Source organism: Vibrio coralliilyticus ATCC BAA-450, assembly GCF_000176135.1.
GTDB classification, from domain to species: Bacteria; Pseudomonadota; Gammaproteobacteria; order Enterobacterales; family Vibrionaceae; genus Vibrio; species Vibrio coralliilyticus.
On sequence record NZ_ACZN01000016.1, the window covers coordinates 247,176 to 269,107 of the forward strand.

The 21,932-nt window shown below is 46.1% G+C and carries 19 protein-coding genes; 7 read left to right on the forward strand and 12 right to left on the reverse strand.

The window, feature by feature from the left end:
* Nucleotide 1: 1 nt before the first annotated feature.
* The 3 genes from putP to VIC_RS12390 all read left to right on the forward strand — a co-directional run bounded on the left by putP (nucleotide 2) and on the right by VIC_RS12390 (nucleotide 2,474).
* Nucleotides 2-1,489 carry a sodium/proline symporter PutP gene (gene putP / locus VIC_RS12380; protein ID WP_006960209.1) on the forward strand — a complete coding sequence of 496 codons (1,488 nt, stop codon included), beginning with the start codon at nucleotides 2-4 and terminating at the stop codon, nucleotides 1,487-1,489.
* A gap of 167 nt (nucleotides 1,490-1,656) precedes the next feature.
* On the forward strand, nucleotides 1,657-1,887 hold the full coding sequence (locus VIC_RS12385) for a hypothetical protein (protein WP_006960210.1): 231 nt from the start codon (nucleotides 1,657-1,659) through the stop codon (nucleotides 1,885-1,887).
* A gap of 110 nt (nucleotides 1,888-1,997) precedes the next feature.
* Nucleotides 1,998-2,474 (forward strand): Lrp/AsnC family transcriptional regulator, encoded by a 477-nt coding sequence (locus VIC_RS12390; protein ID WP_006960211.1) that lies wholly within the window; start codon nucleotides 1,998-2,000, stop codon nucleotides 2,472-2,474.
* Between the two features lie 54 nt (nucleotides 2,475-2,528).
* Here VIC_RS12390 and VIC_RS12395 read toward each other — a convergent pair whose 3' ends face one another.
* Nucleotides 2,529-3,230 carry a DUF445 domain-containing protein gene (locus tag VIC_RS12395; RefSeq protein ID WP_006960212.1) on the reverse strand — a complete coding sequence of 234 codons (702 nt, stop codon included), beginning with the start codon at nucleotides 3,228-3,230 and terminating at the stop codon, nucleotides 2,529-2,531.
* A gap of 125 nt (nucleotides 3,231-3,355) precedes the next feature.
* Nucleotides 3,356-5,209 carry an ABC transporter ATP-binding protein gene (locus tag VIC_RS12400; protein WP_006960213.1) on the reverse strand — a complete coding sequence of 618 codons (1,854 nt, stop codon included), beginning with the start codon at nucleotides 5,207-5,209 and terminating at the stop codon, nucleotides 3,356-3,358.
* Between the two features lie 304 nt (nucleotides 5,210-5,513).
* On the opposite strand from VIC_RS12400, the gene VIC_RS12405 reads away from it, so the two are divergent.
* Together VIC_RS12405 and VIC_RS12410 are read left to right on the forward strand one after the other, a co-directional pair.
* On the forward strand, nucleotides 5,514-6,491 hold the full coding sequence (locus tag VIC_RS12405; RefSeq protein WP_006960214.1) for an arginine deiminase-related protein: 978 nt from the start codon (nucleotides 5,514-5,516) through the stop codon (nucleotides 6,489-6,491).
* A 117-nt stretch (nucleotides 6,492-6,608) separates the two neighbouring features.
* The gene (locus VIC_RS12410; RefSeq protein WP_006960215.1) at nucleotides 6,609-7,499 is read left to right on the forward strand and encodes a LysR substrate-binding domain-containing protein; all 891 of its coding nucleotides are present in this window, start codon (nucleotides 6,609-6,611) and stop codon (nucleotides 7,497-7,499) included.
* 39 nt (nucleotides 7,500-7,538) lie between these two features.
* On the opposite strand, the gene VIC_RS12415 is transcribed toward VIC_RS12410, so the two are convergent.
* The 4 genes from VIC_RS12415 to VIC_RS12430 all read right to left on the reverse strand — a co-directional run bounded on the left by VIC_RS12415 (nucleotide 7,539) and on the right by VIC_RS12430 (nucleotide 11,812).
* Nucleotides 7,539-8,513 carry a TAXI family TRAP transporter solute-binding subunit gene (locus VIC_RS12415; protein WP_006960216.1) on the reverse strand — a complete coding sequence of 325 codons (975 nt, stop codon included), beginning with the start codon at nucleotides 8,511-8,513 and terminating at the stop codon, nucleotides 7,539-7,541.
* Nucleotides 8,514-8,568: 55 nt separating this feature from the next.
* Complete coding sequence (locus VIC_RS12420) at nucleotides 8,569-9,420, reverse strand: beta-keto acid cleavage family enzyme (RefSeq protein WP_006960217.1); 852 nt, start codon at nucleotides 9,418-9,420, stop codon at nucleotides 8,569-8,571.
* Entirely contained in the window at nucleotides 9,411-10,742 is a 1,332-nt protein-coding gene (locus tag VIC_RS12425; protein ID WP_006960218.1) for an aspartate aminotransferase family protein, read from the reverse strand. The genes VIC_RS12420 and VIC_RS12425 overlap by 10 nt, the downstream gene beginning before the upstream one ends.
* 149 nt (nucleotides 10,743-10,891) lie before the next feature.
* Nucleotides 10,892-11,812: a polyprenyl-phosphate transporter gene (locus tag VIC_RS12430; RefSeq protein WP_039951879.1), complete on the reverse strand. Its 921-nt coding sequence runs from the start codon at nucleotides 11,810-11,812 to the stop codon at nucleotides 10,892-10,894.
* A 645-nt stretch (nucleotides 11,813-12,457) separates the two neighbouring features.
* On the opposite strand from VIC_RS12430, the gene gltS reads away from it, so the two are divergent.
* Nucleotides 12,458-13,684: a sodium/glutamate symporter gene (gene gltS, locus VIC_RS12435; RefSeq protein ID WP_006960220.1), complete on the forward strand. Its 1,227-nt coding sequence runs from the start codon at nucleotides 12,458-12,460 to the stop codon at nucleotides 13,682-13,684.
* A gap of 59 nt (nucleotides 13,685-13,743) precedes the next feature.
* Here gltS and VIC_RS12440 read toward each other — a convergent pair whose 3' ends face one another.
* Nucleotides 13,744-14,874: an HlyD family secretion protein gene (locus VIC_RS12440; RefSeq protein WP_006960221.1), complete on the reverse strand. Its 1,131-nt coding sequence runs from the start codon at nucleotides 14,872-14,874 to the stop codon at nucleotides 13,744-13,746.
* Nucleotides 14,874-15,263 carry a DUF3302 domain-containing protein gene (locus tag VIC_RS12445; protein ID WP_006960222.1) on the reverse strand — a complete coding sequence of 130 codons (390 nt, stop codon included), beginning with the start codon at nucleotides 15,261-15,263 and terminating at the stop codon, nucleotides 14,874-14,876. Before VIC_RS12445 ends, VIC_RS12440 begins: the two co-directional genes overlap by 1 nt.
* A gap of 135 nt (nucleotides 15,264-15,398) precedes the next feature.
* On the opposite strand from VIC_RS12445, the gene VIC_RS12450 reads away from it, so the two are divergent.
* Nucleotides 15,399-16,289 (forward strand): DMT family transporter, encoded by an 891-nt coding sequence (locus tag VIC_RS12450; protein WP_006960223.1) that lies wholly within the window; start codon nucleotides 15,399-15,401, stop codon nucleotides 16,287-16,289.
* 3 nt (nucleotides 16,290-16,292) lie between these two features.
* On the opposite strand, the gene VIC_RS12455 is transcribed toward VIC_RS12450, so the two are convergent.
* The 4 genes from VIC_RS12455 to deoD form a co-directional block, all read right to left on the reverse strand.
* Nucleotides 16,293-17,873: a GGDEF domain-containing protein gene (locus tag VIC_RS12455; RefSeq protein ID WP_006960224.1), complete on the reverse strand. Its 1,581-nt coding sequence runs from the start codon at nucleotides 17,871-17,873 to the stop codon at nucleotides 16,293-16,295.
* Entirely contained in the window at nucleotides 17,857-19,341 is a 1,485-nt protein-coding gene (locus tag VIC_RS12460; protein ID WP_006960225.1) for a hypothetical protein, read from the reverse strand. Before VIC_RS12460 ends, VIC_RS12455 begins: the two co-directional genes overlap by 17 nt.
* Before the next feature lie 126 nt (nucleotides 19,342-19,467).
* Nucleotides 19,468-20,937, reverse strand: a complete 1,470-nt coding sequence (locus VIC_RS12465; RefSeq protein WP_006960226.1) for a hypothetical protein — start codon at nucleotides 20,935-20,937, stop codon at nucleotides 19,468-19,470.
* Nucleotides 20,938-21,000: 63 nt separating this feature from the next.
* Nucleotides 21,001-21,711: a purine-nucleoside phosphorylase gene (gene deoD / locus VIC_RS12470; protein ID WP_006960227.1), complete on the reverse strand. Its 711-nt coding sequence runs from the start codon at nucleotides 21,709-21,711 to the stop codon at nucleotides 21,001-21,003.
* Between the last annotated feature and the right edge of the window lie 221 nt (nucleotides 21,712-21,932).

Here is a 21,932-nt window from a genome sequence, read left to right on the forward strand (position 1 = left end):
CATGGAAAATAGCTTTGCTATTACGACCACGTTTATTGCGTATCTTATTCTGATGTTGGCGATAGGCGTTATTGCTTATCAACGAACGAAAAACTCGACTGATTACTTCTTAGGTGGCCGTTCATTGGGCCCTTGGCCTGCGGCGCTGTCAGCGGGTGCATCTGACATGAGTGGCTGGTTGCTACTTGGCTTGCCTGGCTATGCGTATGCAGCGGGTATTGAGGCTTTCTGGTTGGCTGGTGGTCTGCTAGTTGGTACTTGGCTGAACTGGCTAATCAGTGCAAAACGTCTACGTACATACAGTATTACGACAGATGCTCTGACTCTGCCTGAGTTCTTGTCACGTCGCTTTAACGACAATTCGAAACTGATTCAGGTTATCTCTGCTTTCTTTATCCTTTTATTCTTCCTTTTCTACACCAGCTCAGGTCTGGTAGCGGGCGGAAAACTGTTTGAAACGGTATTCGGATTGGATTACACCACAGCAGTTATTATTGGTACTGTTTGTGTGGTTTCTTACACATTGTTTGGTGGTTTCTTAGCGGTATCTTGGACTGACCTTGTACAAGGCCTTCTGATGGCAGCGGCACTAATGATTGTGCCTATTGCAGCGATGGAAGGTGGTTTTGGTCAACTAAGCACTGATCTAACTAACATCAACCCTCAGCTTTTGACATTGTGGAATGATACTAAAGGTGAGCCGCTGTCAGCGATTGCGATCATCTCTTTGGTTGCGTGGGGCCTAGGTTACTTTGGTCAGCCACACATTCTGGCTCGTTTCAAAGCAGCGCGTAGCAACAAAGATTTGACCACGGCTCGCCGTATCGCTGTGATTTGGACCGCACTGTCTATGGTTGGCGCGATGCTGGTTGGTCTGGTTGGTCTGATTTACGTGACCAACTCTGGCGTATCCATTGATGACGGCGAGAAGATCTTCATGCTACTGGTGAACTCTATCTTCCACCCTGTGGTTGCTGGTGTTCTTCTTGCGGCGATCTTGGCGGCAATCATGAGTACTGCGGACTCACAGCTTTTGGTTTCTTCTTCAGCATTGGCAGAAGATTTCTACAAGCAGCTTGTGAAGAAAGACGCTACGTCTGAAGAGATTGTTATGGTTGGCCGTATTGCGGTAGTGGCTATCTCTATCGTGGCGCTAATCCTAGCGATGACGCCAGACAGTTCAGTTCTTGGCCTAGTGTCTTACGCTTGGGCAGGCTTTGGTGCTGCATTTGGTCCAGCATTGGTGCTTAGCTTGTACTGGTCTCGTATGAACCGCAACGGTGCGCTTGCAGGTATCGTGATTGGTGGTGTGACTATCGTGGTATGGAAGCAGCTAACGGGTGGTTGGTTCGATGTTTACGAAATCGTTCCGGGAATCATCTTCTCTACTATCGCAATTGTAGTTGTGAGCTTGATGACAGGTGAACCAGAAGAATCCGTGAAAGCACAGCACGCTAAGTTTGAAAAACAGCTTACTGAGCTTGAATAAGCGGTAAGCTGACGAAACATAAAGCCCCGATATTCGGGGCTTTTTTAATAAAGTTGGTTAATAATTGAACTTGGTTCACAAATTGAAAATGAAAATTTGAGCAATTGGAACTAAGGCCTTACTAATATGTCCACTATCAATAACGCCATCGCTCACGGAGAGAGAAAATGCCTCAGGTATATTGCCATTGCTGCCAAAAAGTGACTGCCCACAAAGTTGTTATGAAGCGATGCCAAGAAGAGCATGACTCGGTGAAAAAGAGTTTGGCGTGTTTCTTTGCGACCCTCTTTCAGGGCGCACACTATGTAAAAATGGAAAAGCAGACGTTTTGTCGAGTGTGCAACACTCAGGCAGACTTAGTCGAAGAGCGTGAGCTCTCGAACGTTGAAGCCGCTTAAGTTTCCATTCCTCTCAATAAAATTTCTTCTAAGTCGGTTCCTTTATTAGGTTTCGTTGACTCGTTTCGATTATGATAAGCATAAAGAAAGACATCTAATCAGAGCGTTAAATGGACTTAGATAGAATTGACCGTGAAATCCTTCGCACCCTAAACCTTAAAGGGCGTCTTCCTGTCGTCGAGCTTGCTAAGCGAGTGAACCTGACTACATCCCCGTGTTCTGATCGCGTCAAACGATTGGAAAAAGAGGGTTACATTAAGGGCTATCATGCAGAGCTGAATCCTGAAAAGCTAGGCTTAGACGTTCAGGTTTTCATCCATATTCGCCTTGATCAAACCAGTTTCTCTATCTTTGAAAAGTTCGCCAAAGCAGTGGAAGACATGCCAGAGATCGAAGAGTGCTATTCGTTATCCGGCGATTTCGATACCATGATCAAAGTACGAGTTAAAGATATGAAAGCTTATCAGAGCTTTATGTCGACTAAGCTCGGGACACTGCCAGGTGTGATCCAGACGCGAAGTGAAGTGGTGATTGAAGAGCATAAAACCAGCTTTGGTGTGAATGCGGATTTGATAGCAACACTGTAGAACAAGAAAAGGGAAGCATTCGCTTCCCTTTTTCGTCAATTGCTGAGTTCTACGTTAGGCAATGAATGATGATGCGATACCAATTAGACCACCAAACACGCCGCCCCAGACTACCAACCAGCCTAAATGCTCTTTAATCATTTTCTGGACGATTTCTTTGACCAATTTTGGCGTCAGTTCACTTAGGCGCTGGTCAATAATGTTTTCAATGTTGGCCTGAATCTCTTCCATCATGGCTGGTGATTCTAGTTGACCCTTAAGCGCTTCTTTAACCGCATCACTCTGGCTTATTTCTACCACCGCTTCCTGCATTTTTTCGACAAACGGTTCTTTAAGCGGTTGCAGGGCCTCCGCGCCGCCAAACATGGCCAGCATGCTGCCAAAAGAAGAGTTTGCAATGACATTGACCAGAGAATCAAACGTTGGATTGAAATCGACTTTCTCTAGTACAGGCTCAAGATTGAGAGTCTTGCCCGACATTTCTTTGTTGAGGAATCGATCAATGTTCTCTGCTGTAAAAAACTGTTCCATCATCAAGTTCTTGATGGCGGCCTTAAACTCTTCAAAACGCGCAGGGATCACGCCGGAACCGTATAAGCCGGGTACTTTCTCGAACAGCATGTGAATCGCCAACCAGTTAGTGATTGCGCCAGAGAAAGCGAATAGGCCTGCGTAAAAAGCAATTTGGTTGCCTGTCTGATAGCCACCAGCCAATAGCGCTAGTGCCAGCAAATTTGTCAGTAAGCTTTTATTCATTAGATTTGTGGAAAAATATTGAATGGGAATGGCGCGAGTATATCTCAATTGCTGGTAGAGATTGAATATCGGAAACAAAAAAGCAGAGGGAATACCTCTGCTTTTGTATTGGGTGATCGCTTTGATCAGGCTGTTTGTTTCTGCTCGCTTTCATCGCCGATGAATCCGCCCGTTTGATGGGCCCAGAGCTGAGCGTAGATACCTTCGTTCTGAATCAACTCTTGATGAGTGCCTTGTTCAACAATCTGGCCTTTATCCAACACGATTAATCTATCCATAGCTGCAATGGTTGATAGGCGGTGTGCAATCGCAATAACCGTTTTGCCTTGCATCAGTTCATTGAGGCTCTCCTGAATGGCCGCTTCTACTTCTGAATCCAGAGCAGAGGTCGCTTCATCCAAGATAAGCAAAGGGGCATCTTTAAGCAGCACACGTGAGATAGCGATACGCTGTCGTTGACCGCCAGACAACTTCACGCCTCGCTCACCCACCTGAGCATCGTAGCCTTTGTTACCAAACGGGTCATTGAGTGACTCGATAAACTCATGAGCATGAGCCTGTTTGGTTGCGCGCAGTAGGTCATCTTCTGTGGCATCAGGGTTACCATAAAGAATGTTATCGCGAATAGAGCGGTGAAGCAGGGATGTATCTTGCGTAACCATACCAATATTGCTGCGCAGTGAGTCCTGAGTGACATCAGAAATCACCTGACCATCAATCTTAATGCTGCCACTTTCGACATCATGGAAGCGCAGCAGCAAGTTGACCAAGGTCGATTTACCTGCACCTGAGCGTCCAACTAAGCCAACCTTTTCACCCGGCTTAATATTGAGATTGAGATGACTGATCACACCTTTGCTTTCATCGCCGTAGTGGAAGCTGACATTATCAAATTCAATGCCACCTTGCTCAACCACAAGAGGCTTAGCATTATCTTTGTCCTGAATATCAATCGGTTTGGAGAGCGTTTTCATACCATCGACAACGGTACCCATGTTTTCAAATAGGGCACCGACTTCCCACATGATCCACATAGACATGCCGTTGATACGCAGCGCTAGAGCGATTGCGATAGCGATGGCACCGATGCTGATCGAATTGTCCATCCACAGATAAATAGAGAGCGCACCGATAGTGAAGACCAATAGGTAGTTGGTGATCTCAACAGCAACGTCAAAACCGGTGACTAAGCGCATCTGGCGGTATACGGTATCTAGGAAGCCGCGCATACCATTTTCTGCGTACACCGTTTCACGTTTGCTGTGGGAAAACAGCTTAACTGTAGCAATGTTGGTGTAGCTGTCGACGATACGACCAGTCATGGTCGAACGTGCATCGGCTTGCTCTGACGCCACTTTCTTCAGTTTCGGCACGAAGTAAAGCTGAATACAGACATAACACATCAGCCAGATCACCATTGGGATCATTAGACGCCAGTCAGCCTGCGCCAACAGAACAACAATCGCGGTAAAGTAAACCGACACATAAACGAATACGTCCATGGTTTTCATCACGGTTTCACGCACGGCCAAAGAGGTTTGCATCACTTTCGTCGCCACGCGGCCTGCAAAATCATCCTGATAGAAGTTCAGGCTCTGTTTGAGCAGGTAGCGGTGCGCGAGCCAGCGAATAGACATTGGGTAGTTGCCAAGTAGCGTTTGGTGAACCAAAAGAGAATACGCAACGACCAAGATAGGCATGACTATTAATAGCAAGCCGCCATACAGCATCAGCTCTGATTGGTTTTCCTGCCAGAAGGTTTCTGGATTGCTGGTTGATAGCCAGTCAACGAGGTTACCCATAGCACCAAATAGCGATACTTCCACTATCGCAACCACAGTGGCCATCAATGACATCAGGATCAGAGGCACCTCAAATCCACGGGTGTAATAGCGACAAAAAGCGAAGATCCCACTCGGTGGCTGAGAGGGTTCTTCATCGGGAAAAGGTTTCGTAAAGCCTTCAAATTTCTTAAACATATCTCGCCTTAAATATTACAACGCAGGAGAGAGCCAGACATGGCAATTGCGCTTGTGTCATATGGTAGCTCGTTAATGTTTGAAATGTAACCATATATCAACCATTTGTTATACGAACTGCTGCATATTATTCAGGCAATAAGTTTTAAAAGTCATGCCGACCATAAAATTTACTGAGAAATACGAAATTCACAGTAAAAATGCAAGGTATATATCTATTGAAATGGGTGAATTCAGCAATTGTTATTTTAACAATATGTCTACAATTCAACGTAAGTGAGTGAGATATAACGAGTCTATCGCAATGTTCAAACAGCAAACACAACTAGAAAAGTCAGTTTCTACAGTGCAAAACGCTAACTGTGTGGTGATGGTGCCACCAAAGGAATTTGCGTTTAATGCTGAAACCGCTCGAGACAATGAGTTTCAACATCAGGTGACTGAGTCCACTGAACAAGTTCGCAAACAGGCGATGCAAGAGTTCAAGACAATGGTCGGTCAGCTGCGTCAGGTCGGCGTTCAAGTGGTCGAATTTGATTACCCGCTTGGAGACGTGGAAACGCCAGATGCGGTATTCCCAAACAATTGGTTTAGCACCACTGCTGACGGTGCTCTTTATACGTTCCCAATGGCGTGTGAGAACCGTCAACAAGAAGTTCGCCCTGAGGCTTTGCGTGAAGCTCTAGAAGCTGCTGGTCGAGCTGTATCTAGTGAAGATTCGCTGACGGATTACTTAGCAGAGAATGCCCACCTAGAAAGTACCGGTGTGATGGTGATTGATCATGTCAATCGCACCATTTATGCTGCGCTGTCACAACGTTGTGATCGAGAAGTGTTGGAAGATTACGCCGAGCGAATTGGTTACGAGCGTGTGGTTTCTTTCCAGACGGCACTTCCATCGGGCAAGCCTATCTATCATACCAATGTAATGATGGCGATCGGCGAGCATTTCTGCGTAATTTGCGATGAAGTGATTCCTGAATTTGAGCGTCGATTTGTACTCAAATCTCTTGCGAAAGATAAGCAGGTTGTTTCAATCAGCCTTGAACAGATGAACCAGTTCTGTGGCAACATCTTGGAGCTTGAGACGGTCAATGGTGATAAAGTGATTGCAATGTCGCAATCGGCGTACGATGCGTTTTCACCTGCACAGCGTGCCCAGCTGTCGAGCCACGGTAAGCTTCTTCCATTCAACGTCCAGACCATTGAGTCAATCGGTGGTGGCAGTGTTCGTTGTATGTTGGGTGAGGTCTTCCTGCCAAGCCGCAAGAACAACTTATAATCTTACAACAGCCTGTCACTCGACAGGCTGTTTTGTTTTGGATCGATACTTCCCTTTACAACTGCCCGTCACGCCTCTTATTCTGCATGTATGAATTAAAGGAATAGATTCACACCTATGCTCAAAGGAAGCGAACTTCCATCGATTAAAGCACTGCGATCCTTTATCGCTGTTGCTCATCATCAGAGTTTTTCAAAAGCAGCAGAAGAGCTTTATGTTACTCAGGGTGCTGTTAGTAAGCAGATAGCGATACTGGAGCAAATGGTTGGTCAGCCACTGTTAGAGCGCCAGTTGAATGGCATTGAACTAACGACTGCTGGAAAGCAATATTTACCCAAAGTTATTGAAGCGCTAGAGATCATCCAACACGCAACCGCCAGCTTGATTCAAAGTGACACTCAGCAAGAGTTACTGACTATTGATGTGACGCCTTCGTTTGCCAGCTTATGGCTGTTGCCTAAGATCGAAGAGTTTCGCCGTTTGCATCCACAGCTTCAGGTTAAAATTCGCACTCGCGAGAATACCCAGCTTAAACTTGCGGGTGAATCGGATATCGCCTTGCGTTGCTTGCCACTGTCCCAGCACTACGAGCACAGTCAATTATTGTGTCAGGAAAAACTGCTTTTGATTGGTGAACAATCTGCGACCTGTAGCGACGTCAATTCTGTTTTAACGCAGCATGCATTGATTCCTCACACTACTAGACCACAGCTGTGGGAGCTGTTTAAGTTAGAACATCAGTGCGCGGAGTCGCTCAACTACTATGGTGTTGGCTACGAACATTTTTACTTGTCACTGGAGGCGGTGAAGCGGGGCAAAGGGCTGGCTTTGGTGCCTGATTTTATGGCGAGTGAAATGTTGGAAAAGGCTCTGGTGAGTAATCTGCTTGGGCTCTCCATGCTAAGTGGCTATGGCTACTACTTGAGTGTGCCGAATTACCGTTTGGCTTCAAGGAAAGTTCAGCTCTTTCACCAGTGGCTCAGAGACGAACTCGAAGAAAGCAAATAAAAAACCCGGCGTTTGCCGGGTTTGTTACTTATGACGTGGTTACTTAATCAGTCCCACTTCTTTGTAGTATTTCAGTGCACCTGGGTGAAGAGGTGCAGACAGACCGTCTTTGACCATCTCTTCTTTTTTCAGGTTTGCGAACGCAGGGTGCAGCTTGCGGAAGTTATCGAAGTTTTCGAATACCGCTTTCACAATGTTGTAGACCACATCTTCCGGTACCGCAGTAGAAGAGACAAACGTTGCGCCAACACCAAATGTTTGCACATCATCAGGGTTGCCCTTGTACATGCCACCAGGAACCGTTGCAGTACGGTAGTAGCTGGCATCAGACAGAAGCTTGTCGACTTGCGGACTTGCTACCTGAACGATATTACTTTCACATGACGTGGTGGCTTCCTGAATTGCACCACTTGGGTGGCCTACCACATAAACCATCGCGTCAATTTTGTTATCGCACAATGCTTTCGACTGTTCAGCTGCTTTCAATTCTGAAGCCAGCTTAAAGTCCTTAGTTGTCCAACCATACTGGTCCATCAGAACTTCCATTGTGCCGCGTTGCCCCGAACCTGGGTTACCGATGTTGACACGTTTACCTTTCAGGTCTTCAAAGCTCTTGATGCCCGAATCGGCGCGAGCAACAACGGTGAACGGTTCTGGGTGAACAGAGAACACAGCGCGTAGCTCTTTGAATGGGCCCGCTTCAGAGAACTTGCTTGTTCCGTTGTAGCCGTGATATTGCCAGTCAGACTGTGCGATACCTAAGTCCAGTTCACCCGCACGAATCGTGTTGATGTTGTAGATGGAACCACCGGTAGACTCAACAGAACAACGAATGCCGTGTTCTTTTTTCGTCTTGTTTACCAAACGGCAAATAGCACCGCCTGTTGGGTAGTAAACGCCTGTTACACCACCAGTACCAATGGTTACAAATCTGTCAGCAGCCGAAGCGTAAAAAGTGGCGCCTAAAAGTGCAGTTGCTGAGGCGGCAGTCAGTACGTTTTTTAGCAATGTCATAATAATTCCTTTTTATTGCGTGTAACGATCCTATCTTACTTACCAGAGGCACGAATCAGTTTTTGTTTAGTGCCTTTCGGAAACTATAAGCATCATGAATGCAAATGTTTAATAATTTGTTAATTTTTTTGAGGTTTCTCACTTGTTCCGCATTATTAATGGCTGGATTTCCTTGTGGATCAAGGTGATTGTTCTCAAACCCAACTCGTACATCGAGGCCGAGTAGCATGGCACTGATTAGGCAGTCCTGCTCACGATCTCCAAACGCACATACTGCGAGGTGGACGTTTTGTTGAACAAACCGACTCAAGTCGAGTTGTTTTAAATCCCACGGACTGGATTGCTGTTCGTCATGGTATCGGCCAAGAACGATGAGAGCGTGTTGATTCATTGTCGGCAAGATTCCCTGAGATCGAAACCGGAAGTAGCGGTCAATATCATCTTGATCGTAGAGAATGATTTGGCTGATGATTCCGTGTTCCGCGACCCAGTGGAAAAAGGCCTTTCCAGACTCAATGTGGTTGTCATCGGGTATCAATTCACGCAGTGCGAATGAGGCGGCTTCGGGCTTGACCGCTTTAGTCAGTGCTATTTGCTGCTCTGCACTATAAATCCCTACGGCTTCGGTTGTCAGCTGGACGATAATGCTGTCACCGACGGCCTGTTTCACCTTGTCATACAGTTGGAGATTGGGTTCGATCTCTAGGCTGTGCTGACCATGTTCATCTCGACAGTGAAGATGAATCATTGCAGCGCCGGCATCACGACATGCAATGACCTCAGAGATAATTTCTTCCTCGGTCATTGGAAGATTGGGATGATCTCGCTTGGTTTTACGCGCTCCATTTGGTGCCACGATAATTGCGCTGGTTTGCTGGTGGCCAGCATCAACTGTTGCTAAATCCATGCTCCGGACACCTCAGTCAATGTGGTTTTCAGTTTAGCCACAATCTCGTCGATGTGGCTTGGTTCGATGATGAAAGGTGGCGCTAACAGAATGTGATGACCTTGTTTTCCGTCAATCGTCCCGGACATTGGGTAACACATCAGGCCATTTTTCATTGCTTGAGACTTAACCGCAGTGTGGGCTTTTGTGGCGATATTGAGCGGAGCTTTGCTTGCTTTATCCTTGACGAGTTCAATGCCAAGGAAGAGTCCTTTGCCTCGAATATCGCCCACGTAAGGCAAGTTGCCCAACTCACTCGACAGGGCTTGTTTAAGCTCTGCTCCGTGAGATTGCACCGCAGACAACAAAGATTGTTGTTGAATAGCTTCGACTGTGGCCAGTGCAGAGGCACATGCCATCGGGTGCGCCATAAAGGTGTGACCATGCTGGAAGAAGCCGCTGCCATCGGCAATGGCTTGGTAAATCCGGTCATTGGCGATGGTGGCACCGATAGGTTGATAACCCGCTCCCAGTCCTTTCGCAATACAGACCAAATCGGGTTCTATCTGCTCTTGCTCGAATGCAAAGAAACTGCCGCTGCGACCGACTCCGCACATGACTTCATCCAAAATGAGCAACACTTCATATTGATCGCAAATCTCTCGAATTCGTTTGAAGTAGCCTTCTGTCGCAGGCACGGCGCCAGCAGTCGCGCCAACAACAGGTTCAGCGACAAACGCCATGACGTTTTCTGCGCCTAATTCGAGGATTTTTTCTTCAAGCTGATTGGCACTGCGAAGTGAATAGTCCAGCTCTGACTCTTGTGGTTGTTGTAAACGGTAGGCGTAGCAAGGATCGATATGGTGACTAGTTGTGAGAAGTGGCTGAAATGGCTCACGACGCCATTCATTTCCACCGACAGCAAGTGCTCCTAGCGTGTTTCCGTGGTAACTCTGTTTACGCGCAATGAACTGAGTCTTGCTTGGTTTTCCTAGCTCAACAAAATACTGTCGAGCCATTTTTAGCGCCGACTCCACGGCTTCAGAACCTCCGCTGACAAAGTAAGCGTGATTGAATTGCGAAGGCATCAAAGCACACAGTGCATCGGCCAATTGTTCACAGGGCTCGTTGGTAAAAAAACCGGTGTGAGCAAAAGGAATACGCTTAAGTTGTTCAGCGATGGCTTGTTTGACCATCGGATGGCTATGGCCAAGATTAGAAACTGCAGCGCCGCCACAAGCATCTAGATAAGCTTTTCCATGTTTATCATAAAGATAAACACCTTCGCCGTGGCTGATAGTAGGTAGTTGTGTATGACAGTGTCGGTGGAATACGTGAGACATAACAGGTCACTCGGTGGTCGCATTAGCCTTATCCTGTACAACAAAGCTTAGACGCGCAATCGATTAAAAGTTGACCGCTATGAGTTTTTGGAATGAGGTTGAGAATACAGAGATGAAAAAAAGCAGCCAACAGGCTGCTTTTAAAACAATTAGATATCGCGATTTTCGGCAAATTTTTCCAAGCCGAGGACCAGCGCAATGGCACACAACATGAGAACGATGGCGATGCCTATCTGAGCAGGTTGTGAGGTGATGGCTTCAAAATCAAACGGTGATAGGTTGCGTTCAATCAACGGGACTTGTTCACCACTTGAGTTAGTGCGCCACGTCAACGTTTCTTTCCAAGGCCAGATCTTTGGTAATGTGCCAATCATTAGGCCAGTCAGGAAGATAAGAGTGATGTCTCTGAATCGTTTTAGGAGCCAGGATAAGACGTGGGAAAAGCTCAGTAAACCAATGACACAGCCCGTGAGGAATAACAGCAGAATGGTGATATCCAATGATTTGACTGCGCCAAGTACAGGGCTGTACATACCAATGAGCAGCAGGATAAAACTGCCAGAGATACCGGGTAAGATCATCGCACAAATGGCGATCGCTCCAGCAAACATGACATTAATGCTGGTCGGATCCATTTGAAGGGGTTTGAGGATGGTAATGCTGTAAGCAAACCCGACCCCAAGTAATAGGAAGATAAGGCGACTGAAGGTTCTTTTTTCTATTTGTTTCAGTATATGGAAAACGGAAACCAGAATCAGACCAAAGAAAAAAGACCATAACGGAATAGGGTGTGTCACTAGCAACCACGAAATCAGCTTAGCTAGTGTTGCAATGCTGGTGAGAACGCCCCCGAATAAGGCGATAAGAAAGAAGCCGTTGATATGGTTAAACGCAGCTTTAACGCCATCGCGTTTCAATACACCAATCAGGCTTGGATTAATGCGTCGGATGCTTTCCAACAATGTGTCATAGATGCCTGTGATGAAGGCGATGGTGCCACCAGAAACTCCTGGTACAACGTCGGCCGCGCCCATGGCTAAGCCTTTACAGAAAGTGGATAGATAATTCATTCGATACAGCGATTCAGTTCAGGTAGTGGGAGTATATCGACAATAACGTAAAAAAAGTATGAAAATAGTGCATTGATAAACTAGTTGATAAGATACTTGTTTAATATCGAATTGCACTTTTTTGCAAAATGCAATTTTCATTTTGCACATTCAATATAATAAATTGGCTAAAAGTTGGATCAATATTGTGGTTTTATGGGTTTTAAAGTTGGCACGCTACATGCATTAATGTGATTGACCCTTATTAAGCCGAGGGTCACCTAGCCAACTGACGTTGTTAGTGAATGAATTTGTTCACACTATATATATGCCAATCGCCTTCATTGCGGTTGGCTTTTTTTTTGTCCTTTGGTTAACTCTTGGTCAATTTACACGGATTCATGACACGAATTTTCTGTCTATACTCGACAAACGCCTGCGAGTTTATTAATAATGTCCGCTTTCTTTTTATAGCCCTAAAGTACACCGTAGGGTTTCGCTGTTGAAATGGAGTGGGGAGACCCGCTGTAGAGAGGACGTTTTTCAATAGAGAATATCTCAATCAGTGCCTGCAATTGTTACCTGAGACCTTGGTAGCAAAATGGCCCAGAGCAGTATGCTCTTAACTCGTTAGGGAAGATGAGTGACAGACAATAAAGAGGTTATATGAATCAGATAATTTCGGTTGGACCACTAGAATCTTTCTTAATCGCAATCAGCGTGTTGTTTCTTGGTCACTTTGTAAACTCAAAGCTCCCTATTCTGAAGAAGTTTAATATTCCAGAGCCTATTGTTGGTGGTTTGATCGTTGCGATGATCATCACGGGAATGCATTTCAATGGGGTTAGCTTAGAGTTCTCATTACCGTTGCAAAACACCTTTATGTTGATGTTCTTCAGCACTGTTGGTCTGGCTGCAAATTACACTCAACTGATGAAAGGCGGCGCTAAAGTCTTTCTATTCCTAGCCGTTGCGTCTTTTTACATCATCATTCAAAACGGTGTTGGTGTGTCAATGGCGACAGCGCTTGGTTTGGATCCTCTAATGGGGTTAATTGCTGGCTCCATCACATTGTCGGGTGGGCATGGTACGGGTGCAGCATGGTCTCAGACTTTTACTGACACTTACGGTTTGAGTAATACACTTGAAATTGCAATGGCATCTGCGACTTTTGGTCTGATCATTGGCGGTATTATCGGTAGCCCGGTTGCTCAGAAATTGGTTACTAAACATAACTTCGAATCTGAATACGGACGCGGAACACAAACCCATGAAAAGTTCCCTGAAGTCGTGACGTATAACGAATACGAAGAAGATAAGGTGACGGCGAAAAAGGTTATTGAAATCCTGTTTATTCTTCTTATCTGTGTAACTGGTGCTAAATACCTTGAACAGTGGGTGAGTAGCTTGGAAATCAGTTGGCTGATGATTCCAGACTTTGTTTACGCTTTGTTCATCGGTGTTTTCATCACCAACGTTATGGAAGTTACTAAGACACACAAGGTAGACGCAGAAACCGTTGATATTTTGGGTACGGTCTCGCTATCTTTGTTCTTGGCTATGGCACTGATGAGCCTGAAACTATGGAACATCTTTGACTTGGCGATTCCGTTCCTAATCATTCTGTCGGTTCAGTCTGTCATTTTAGGTATTTTTGCGTACTTTGTGACGTTCAAAGTGATGGGCTCAAACTACGATGCAGCTGTTATTGCGGGTGGTCACTGCGGTTTTGGCCTTGGGGCAACACCGACAGCTGTTATGAATATGGGTTCTCTGGTGAATAAGTTTGGCCCTTCACCGCAAGCATTTATGGTGGTGCCGATTGTTGGTGCTTTCTTTATCGACATTGTTAACTTAATTATCCTTCAAGGGTATATCTCCTTTATCGGCTAATAAGTTCATATATAAAAGAAAAGGCCTCTTTAAGAGGCCTTTTTGCTTTCTGACGGATTTTAATGGTCTAGGTAGAGATAGTTCTGCCAGCTTTTCATTCTAATGAGTACTTTACGCATAATGGATACATGAGTGAATTGATCGGAGTAAACCGCAACTTCGACCGCTGTCCCCATGGGTAAGTGGTAGTCAGATAAGTCATCAGTGATCTTCAGAGTAACAAAGACTCGCCCACTGGTGCGCAATGCCTCCGTGCCAAGCAGGGCGCCACGGGCCTGAAATTGGCTTTCGCCAATGGCGGGCAACACATCTACTACTTCCCCTTTAAAGACCTTGCCTGGAAGCGCTCTGAAGAGAAATTCTGCTTCATAACCCGGCTGTAAGCGTTGTAAGGAATTTTGCCTGAACGCGGCTGCATAAAGCGTTTCCTCTGTATGAACAAAGGTCATCACAGGTGCTAACGGCAGTGGAACTGCCATAACCCCAGGTCGCAGAGCTAACTGCGTTGCAAAACCATCGGTGGGAGCTCTGACGATGGTTTGTTCAAGATCGAACTCAGCTTGACGCAGCTCCGCTAGCAAACGCGCCACTGTTGTGTTTTCTCCACCAATTTCAGAGTTGAGTGCTATCTTGGCTTGATCCACTCTGGCTTCCGCAACTTTGACCGCAGCCTCAGTGGCTTTGTATTCTTGGCGTCGGGTGTCCAGTTCTTGCTCGGTGAAGGCGCCTTTATCGTAGCCACGTTGATAACGAGCGTATTCACGTTGTGCCTTATCTCTATCTGCGATGGCTTGAGCTTGAGCGGCTTGCGCTTCTTGCACATCAGACTCCAGTCCAAGTGCGCCTTGGCTGGCTTCTTTAATTTGTGCTTCAAGCTTTTCAACTTCAGCTTCGTATGGGATAGGGTCAATCATGAAGAGAATGTCCCCTTGTTTGAGTGGTTTATTGGGCTCAACAGGCACTTCGATAACACGGCCTCTTACTCCTGAAACGATAGGAGTGCTAGAAAAGACCTGATTGCCAAGCTGGGTAAAGGGATGGTTGTAGTTCATCAACAAAATTAAGGTGCCGACTAAAACCACACCTCCCAATACGGCTGTTGGGACGGTCCATTTATTGAGAGGAATATTGAAGATTTTAAAGATTGCAATGCACAAAGCGGCGTAGGTCAGAATGAGAAGTAAATCCATTATTGCTCCTCCTCATGTTCATCGATACGGGGTGTTACAGTCGTTTGATTGTTGTGTTGCTGCTTAAGTTCAAGGACTTCCTTTTGTAGCTGGCTTACTTGATCAATCAGTGAATCAACACGGTGATGAATATCGTGTTGTTCTTCTTCCAGCTTTTGAAAGCCCCACCCTCGTTCCTGACGCCATAAGGTGGCCCATATCCAGAGAAAAGGCCAGATGGCGTGAAGTGTGAAGAGACTCACCCAGCCAGCATAATGAATCGCATCCTGATGTGGATGCTCTCGCTCCTTGGCTATCTCATACGGAATATCGTGAATCACGATAATGCCGTAGAAAATGACCAGAGCAACAAAGATGAGTAGACCTAGCGCGAAATAGTCCAAAAACATAAATGCGTCCTGTTATTGTGTTTGTATTCAATAAAACGTACGGTGATACAAAGCTAAGTATAGAAATAAAAACAAGATATTAGAGAGACTTTGTAAGTCTGCCTCTTTTTTTCAAATCAATACTAAGGTCAATAGATGGAGTTTCAGGGAGAGATTGCCGCGTTGTCGGCTGCAGTGGTCTGGGCGCTGGCGACTTGGATTTACAGTCAATTCAGTCATCACTTTTCAGCTATGCAGCTCAATATTGTTAAAGGTGTCGGCGCTTCAGGCATGATGCTGGTGGTGATGCCATGGATTGAGATGCCCACAATGGCGATATCTGCTACTCATTTGGCTATATTGGCAGTGTCGGGAATCATTGGTATTGCCGTCGGAGACAGCGCTTATTTCGCCTCCTTAAAGCGAATTGGTGCCAATAAAACACTATTACTGGAATCCTTAGCGCCGCCGCTTTCAGGTGTGTTGGCGCTGGTCGCCCTAGGTTCGGTTCTACCTCTGCAAAGTTGGCTCGGTGTGTTATTGACAACCTTAGCCGTCACTTTCGTTATTTTTCAGCCTGATGCTAGTGGTGAACAAACGAAGTGGTCAGGTGTAGGCTTTGGCTTGCTTGCGAGTGTGTGTCAGGCGTCGGGAGTGGTTATCTCACATTACGCGTTGGTAGCAGGAGATTTACCGCCTCTGTTGGGAGCGTTAATCCGGCTTTCTGTTGGTGTGCTGGCGGTAGCTATGGTGATCGTGTTATTTGAGCAAAAACCTTTCTCGTCAATGAGAAAGCATTTAGGGCAACTTACGAAGTCGGCCTTTCTTTGGTTGCTAGGTGCGATCTTTGTCGGGACGTTTTTAGCATTGTGGCTTCAACAAATCGCTTTGAAACACGCTAACCCTGCCATCGCTCAAACTCTGATTGCAACCAGTCCACTATTTATATTGTTTATCTATATGTTAAAAGGGGAGAAAGTCACAGCCAAAAGCATCATCGGTACTTTGGCTGCGGTTGGTGGGATATCGTTGTTCTTTTGGCGTTAAATCTTATTCCGTACAGACTTGATTACGCCCATTGGCTTTTGCTCGGTATAGAGCTTTATCTGCACGGTAGAATGTACGTTGAGTATTCTCGCCTTCCCGGTGAAGGGTTATGCCAATACTGACGGTTAAGCCACGTTCACCAAGAATATCTTGCCAGCCAAACTTAAAAATACGCTCACGGTAATTTTCAGCATGCATCGTGGCTTGTTCCAGTGTGGTACGCTCAAGAATAACCAAAAACTCCTCCCCACCAAATCGTACGCTCGATGCACCTCGGAACTTAAAGTAGGCAGACAGCTCATGAGAGACGTTCACGATGGCTTTATCGCCAACTAAGTGGCTCAGCTCGTCGTTAATGGATTTAAAATGGTCAATATCGATAACCATGAGCGCAAAAGGCACGTCATGCAGCAATAGGTCTTTGAGCTTCACATCCAGCCAGCGTCGGTTGTGCAGGCTGGTCAGCGGATCGGTAAACACATCTTGTTGGAGCTGAGCCACGGTGTGCTTCTGGCTCTCCGTGGTTTCTTTGAGCTCACGATTTTCAAGTTCAGATAGAATCAGTTTGAGTTGCAGTTCAAATCGTGATAAACGCCGCAGCTGTGCCGCACCAAGTTCACCGATTGGGATCTGCTTCATCAAGTCACTTTCGATACGAAATGCCCGCTTCTGACATTCCAGTGCTTTTTGGAAATCGCCTTGTTGCTCGTAGATATCACCTAATGCCGTGTTCAGCTTGAGGTTGAGTACAGGAGAAGCGTAACGTCTGATCTTCTTCTGGGCGCTTTCTAGTACCCAGTTAGCCAAATGGGGTTTGTTTGACTCGTTGAGACTGTGCGCCAGCTCAAGGCGAATCATGTTCGACAGCCAGATCGAGTGGATATTACCGGCGGTGTATTGAACATTGCCTAAACACTCTATCGCTTTGTCCTGCTTGCCCTGTCGACGATACAGCTTTGCTTGATAGAGTAGGATTTGCCCAGCAAGTACCTTGTCACTGACCAGAATCGCCAGCTCAGAGCACTCTTTAAGTAGGTCTTTTGCCGCCGAGGTGCGATTAAGCTCGATATAGCACGACAACATGTACAGCTTGTAGCGCAGACGCAATGAGCGGCTGGAGATGGCATGATCGATACCATCTATCTTTTGGTAGTAGCGTAATGCTCGGTTATGGTCGCCGTAGGCATCGCATAGATTACCCATGCCCAAGACCGCCAGTACATAGGCATCGATATGGCTGGTATCGACGGCAATGGTTGAGGAAGAAATGTACTCCTGCAATGCACCTGAGTAATCGCCCCCTTCCACCAGTCGATCGGCTAAGCTGTTTTTCACCTCTAGAATCAACTCTGCGTCGCTTGGCAGAGAGAGGTGTTCGAGTGCACTTCTTAACTCTTCAATGCTGATTTTGGGCTGTTTGAGCTCATTGCGATACTCAGCACTGATGATTAAGCTTTGCGCTTTTTCCTGAGGTGTTGTCGCAATATGCTGACGAATGTGGTTCCAGAAAATAATCGCCTCTTCACCTGAAACAGAAGAAGCATCTAAACCCGATTCGGAGATTTTATTAAGCAAAGTTTCCATTCTGTACTTCCAATGGTTGGCTTTCTTCTAGTTGTTCTAAAGTAAATGGGAACGTCAGGATGTCTTGAAAAACCACTTTAGGCAGTGATTTATTGAGTCCTTTTCGGTGCCATGGGTAGATTTCGATCATTTTTGCTAATACGTGAAACACTTGCAAAGCGGCATCGTCTTTCTCTGCGAGCAGGACACCGAGGCGATCACTACTGAGTCGAGAAAGGAGGTCTTGCTGTGTACACAAAGAGTGTGCGAGTTCAGCACACACTTCAATGTATTCAGGGTCGCTGTGCTGAATGATAACGACTGCATGGTTAGAACGTTTCAGTTCGGTCTTGAACAGAACCAGTTGCTCCCACCAGTAAATCTCAGACACCATCTGATTAAGGTGCTTTTCTGGGTCGTATTCGTGTTGGCCACGAATGCGGTTAATCAATTTGCGCGCGCGCTGTTCGAGTTGACGCTTCGATGCTCGGGCTTTGTCATTACTTACTCGGGCGGTTTGCTCTCTGAGCATATCTGTTGAGTGTTTACGGTACTTTTGAAACGCGTGCAGCGCCTCTTTAAAGTTACCTTGCTCTTCAGCCACACGTGACTGCTGAAAACAAATCTGCGACAACAGTTCGCCGTTATCGAAAGACGATGCTGAACGTTCGGCTTGTACTAGTAGTTTGGTGGCTTCTTCCGGGCGTTTTCTCAACAATTCTAGTCTTGCCTGGCTGATGTACGAGTGCGCTTTCATCCACACCAGATCGTGTTTTTCAGCTAGGTCTTGCGCTTTACCCGTTGCAATTTCTGCGTCTTCAATCCGCTCAAGCCCTAACAGGGCTAATCCTCTGAAGTCCCAGACTTCTGCTTGCCAGGTTTTATCTTCGTGGCCTTTGAGTGCCTCGGTCGCGCCATCAAGTACTGTCAGCATCTCAACATAGTTGTTGAGTAGGTAAAGGTCCCATGCCAGTAGAATTCTCGCTTTACCTTCAAGCCAACCGATACGTGTATTATTGGCAACGGTCACAGCCAATTCGTGAGTCGTTTTGGCGAGTTGATATTCATGAGTAATTCGCCAGACGTTGCCTAGCCCGATTAAGCATTCGATTTGTATTTCGATTTCATCGACCAGAGCGGATTGCTCAAGGGCGTTAATCCAGAACTGTTGAGCGGAGTAATATTTGGCTTGGCCCCAGAAGTGAAGCGCATGGATATGAAGAATCTCAGGAAGAAAGTCGTCGGTATCTAGGGAGTTGAGTTTACTATGGGCTTCTTTGATGTATTTTAGCCCACGCCGATAATCCATCAGGCTCCAGGCACAGCGAGACATGATAATCAGACACTGTACAGCCCCTTCTGGGTACAAAATCTGACTGGCGCGCGTCGCGCACTGTTCAGCGATGGCTAAAACCTTTTCAGGCTCACTTTCAATTCGTGCTTTGAGCTGTTCAATCTCTGTATCTAGCAGATGCTGGCTTTTATCCAATGAATCAATCCCTTAACAGCCATTCTTAATATCATTCAAAAGTATTATAAAAATAGTGACTGATGTAACTCTAGTAAAAGCATTAATACGCCTAAGGTTTAATGGCGTACTTCACAATAATGGTAATTATGAAAGCAGTTCCCGCAGAGTCAAAGGTGATTGAGTTAAACCAAGACTTTGCGCCGCTGTCATACCGCTCTTATCTTGGTAGCACAAATTATGCCATGCCCGGAAAATATCCAACATTGGTAATAAACCACCAGGGCGAAGCTTACGACGAGGTTCGTTGATAAAGCTTTCAAAAAGAGTTTGAAAGCGCTGTTGGTAGAATTCGGTCTGGCGGACGCTTGCTTTTCTAAGCCATTCTTTCGGCTCGTTATTCTGCCCTGCAAGGTAGCAAATCCCTTTTGATGAATTTGCAAAAGAGGTAATAGCCCAGCGATCGCGCCACCAACCCATATGAACAATATCGATCTTTCCGACCAGACTGTGCTCATTCCAGCTTTCATCTTCCTCGACATACATAAGGTCGACATTTTGACGCTGGATGCGTGATAAGCAAACACTCAGCGCTGCAGAACGCAAAACGGGATCTTGGGGTAGATAGATAGAAACCTGACGTTCACTGTTACACAGATCCAGTACATGAAGGAAATGAGCGTAAGAGGTATATGGCGGTCTGATCAGTGCTCCTTTTGATGGGTAGTTGAACACGGTCAGGTTACCCATCGGGTCTTCAACATTGCCACGTGCTAGGATCGTTTGATATTGCTGATCAATACGTTCTCTGAGTACAGGTGATGGCTCTGGAACTGGGATGCTGGCTTCAGATGAGTGATCGCGCGAAACGAATCGAGCGGTTTCCTGATACGGATCGTGGTCAATACTGCCTAGTGGTTCTTCATTACCAGAATAGTTGACGTGCTGGCAGAGGATGTAGCCTGAGTTGGCTTCACCAGTCGCTATCCATAGTACGCCATTATTACTCTTAGGTTGCAGAGGCACGTAGTAGGACGCCAGTTCATATTTCTCAGCATGATTGACCCAGCGTGCATCAAACATAGCCAGCTTGCGACGACATCGGCTAGCAATATGATCGAGATGATCGTAAAACGTCTTCGGGTTGATCTCTAACTTACGGCAGATTTCACGTACTGAGTAGCCCATAAAGAGCAAACCGAGGAGGTTTTCCTGAAAGGCAAGTTTCTTATTGGCACCTGACCATTTATCAACGAACGTCGATTGGCAAAGCTTGCAACGATAACGTTGGCGGTCACCGCTGTAACCAAAGGCATGATAAAGGTGTTTATGAGTATGGACAGATAAGCCAAAATTTTCGCAATCGGTATTGCGACAGGTTGGCAGACCGTCACTGTGGAGTTGTCTTAAACGATGGAGTTCGTTTAACACTTCCTGATTGTTAAGTAAGGGGGGGAAAGCACCGCACTCCCGACATACCATCGCAGGTCGCTTAGGGTTAGCATGTTGCACGACGTATCGATGTGCATCACTCAATCCAAAGTTGTCACACGCCAATGTTTTACAAAAGTTGAGTTGTAACCCGTCTGCTTCCTGTGGCAGTTTGCCAGTTGTCACTATCTCCCCCTCGGGATTATCTGGGCTGCCAGGCTATTGGCTCTGGCAGCGAAGGAATGGCGATTAGATGTTGATGGCTGTCTCAAGCGCAACTTTCATCATGTCGTTGAAAGATTTTTGGCGCTCTTCTGAGCTCAACTTCTCGCCACGGATGATGTGGTCAGAAACCGTTAGGATAGTCAGTGCTTTTGCACCTAAATCGGCAGCAACACCGTAGATACCTGCCGCTTCCATATCAACACCTAAGATGCCTAGTTTTTCCATCTTCTCGAAAATGTCGGCTTCTGGAGTGTAGAAAAGGTCTGCAGAGAATACGTTACCTACTTTTACAGGTACTTCTTGAGCACGTGCTTGGTTTACCGCTTCTTCTAGAAGGCCGTAATCAGCAATTGCCGCGAAGTCATGATCGTTAAAACGGATACGGTTCACTTTTGAATCTGTTGATGCACCCATACCGATGACAACGTCCATCAGGTTTACGTCATCACGTACTGCGCCACAGCTGCCAACACGAATTACGTTTTTCACACCATACTCAGCGATTAGCTCGTGAACATAGATACAAGCTGATGGGATACCCATGCCGTGACCCATCACAGAAACACGTTGACCTTTGTAAGTGCCTGTAAAGCCGAACATGCTACGAACATCACAAACTTGTTTTACATCTTCTAGGAATGTTTCCGCGATGTATTTAGCGCGAAGTGGGTCGCCTGGCATCAAAACCGTTTCAGCGAAATCACCTGGTTGAGCGTTAATGTGTGGGGTTGCCATAGTTGTTACTCCAAGTTTATTAGTAATTCTGTGTTCTGATTACTAATTTTGTTGATTCTCAAAAATCTGTTGAAGCAATACTAGCTAGATATGGCAAGGCTCCATGAGAAGTACGTCACAAAAGTAATCCATTTCACTATAGATGTAAGTATTTATAACGTTTTTTGTTGAAAGGGTTAATGCAATCGATTTGGAAAAACGATTGCCTCAGAATTGAACCG

Excerpts from the sequence above, each read along its gene's own strand:
- VIC_RS12410 (WP_006960215.1), top strand. The coding sequence starts at position 6,609 with ATGCTCAAAGGAAGCGAACTTCCATCGATTAAAGCACTGCGATCCTTT.
- VIC_RS12455 (WP_006960224.1), bottom strand. The coding sequence starts at position 17,873 with ATGGAAACTTTGCTTAATAAAATCTCCGAATCGGGTTTAGATGCTTCT.
- VIC_RS12445 (WP_006960222.1), bottom strand. The coding sequence starts at position 15,263 with ATGTTTTTGGACTATTTCGCGCTAGGTCTACTCATCTTTGTTGCTCTG.
- VIC_RS12390 (WP_006960211.1), top strand. The coding sequence starts at position 1,998 with ATGGACTTAGATAGAATTGACCGTGAAATCCTTCGCACCCTAAACCTT.
- gltS (WP_006960220.1), top strand. The coding sequence starts at position 12,458 with ATGAATCAGATAATTTCGGTTGGACCACTAGAATCTTTCTTAATCGCA.
- VIC_RS12395 (WP_006960212.1), bottom strand. The coding sequence starts at position 3,230 with ATGAATAAAAGCTTACTGACAAATTTGCTGGCACTAGCGCTATTGGCT.
- VIC_RS12425 (WP_006960218.1), bottom strand. The coding sequence starts at position 10,742 with ATGTCTCACGTATTCCACCGACACTGTCATACACAACTACCTACTATC.
- putP (WP_006960209.1), top strand. The coding sequence starts at position 2 with ATGGAAAATAGCTTTGCTATTACGACCACGTTTATTGCGTATCTTATT.
- VIC_RS12420 (WP_006960217.1), bottom strand. The coding sequence starts at position 9,420 with ATGGATTTAGCAACAGTTGATGCTGGCCACCAGCAAACCAGCGCAATT.
- VIC_RS12400 (WP_006960213.1), bottom strand. The coding sequence starts at position 5,209 with ATGTTTAAGAAATTTGAAGGCTTTACGAAACCTTTTCCCGATGAAGAA.
- VIC_RS12405 (WP_006960214.1), top strand. The coding sequence starts at position 5,514 with ATGTTCAAACAGCAAACACAACTAGAAAAGTCAGTTTCTACAGTGCAA.
- VIC_RS12385 (WP_006960210.1), top strand. The coding sequence starts at position 1,657 with ATGCCTCAGGTATATTGCCATTGCTGCCAAAAAGTGACTGCCCACAAA.
- VIC_RS12415 (WP_006960216.1), bottom strand. The coding sequence starts at position 8,513 with ATGACATTGCTAAAAAACGTACTGACTGCCGCCTCAGCAACTGCACTT.
- VIC_RS12450 (WP_006960223.1), top strand. The coding sequence starts at position 15,399 with ATGGAGTTTCAGGGAGAGATTGCCGCGTTGTCGGCTGCAGTGGTCTGG.
- VIC_RS12430 (WP_039951879.1), bottom strand. The coding sequence starts at position 11,812 with ATGAATTATCTATCCACTTTCTGTAAAGGCTTAGCCATGGGCGCGGCC.
- VIC_RS12440 (WP_006960221.1), bottom strand. The coding sequence starts at position 14,874 with ATGGATTTACTTCTCATTCTGACCTACGCCGCTTTGTGCATTGCAATC.
- deoD (WP_006960227.1), bottom strand. The coding sequence starts at position 21,711 with ATGGCAACCCCACACATTAACGCTCAACCAGGTGATTTCGCTGAAACG.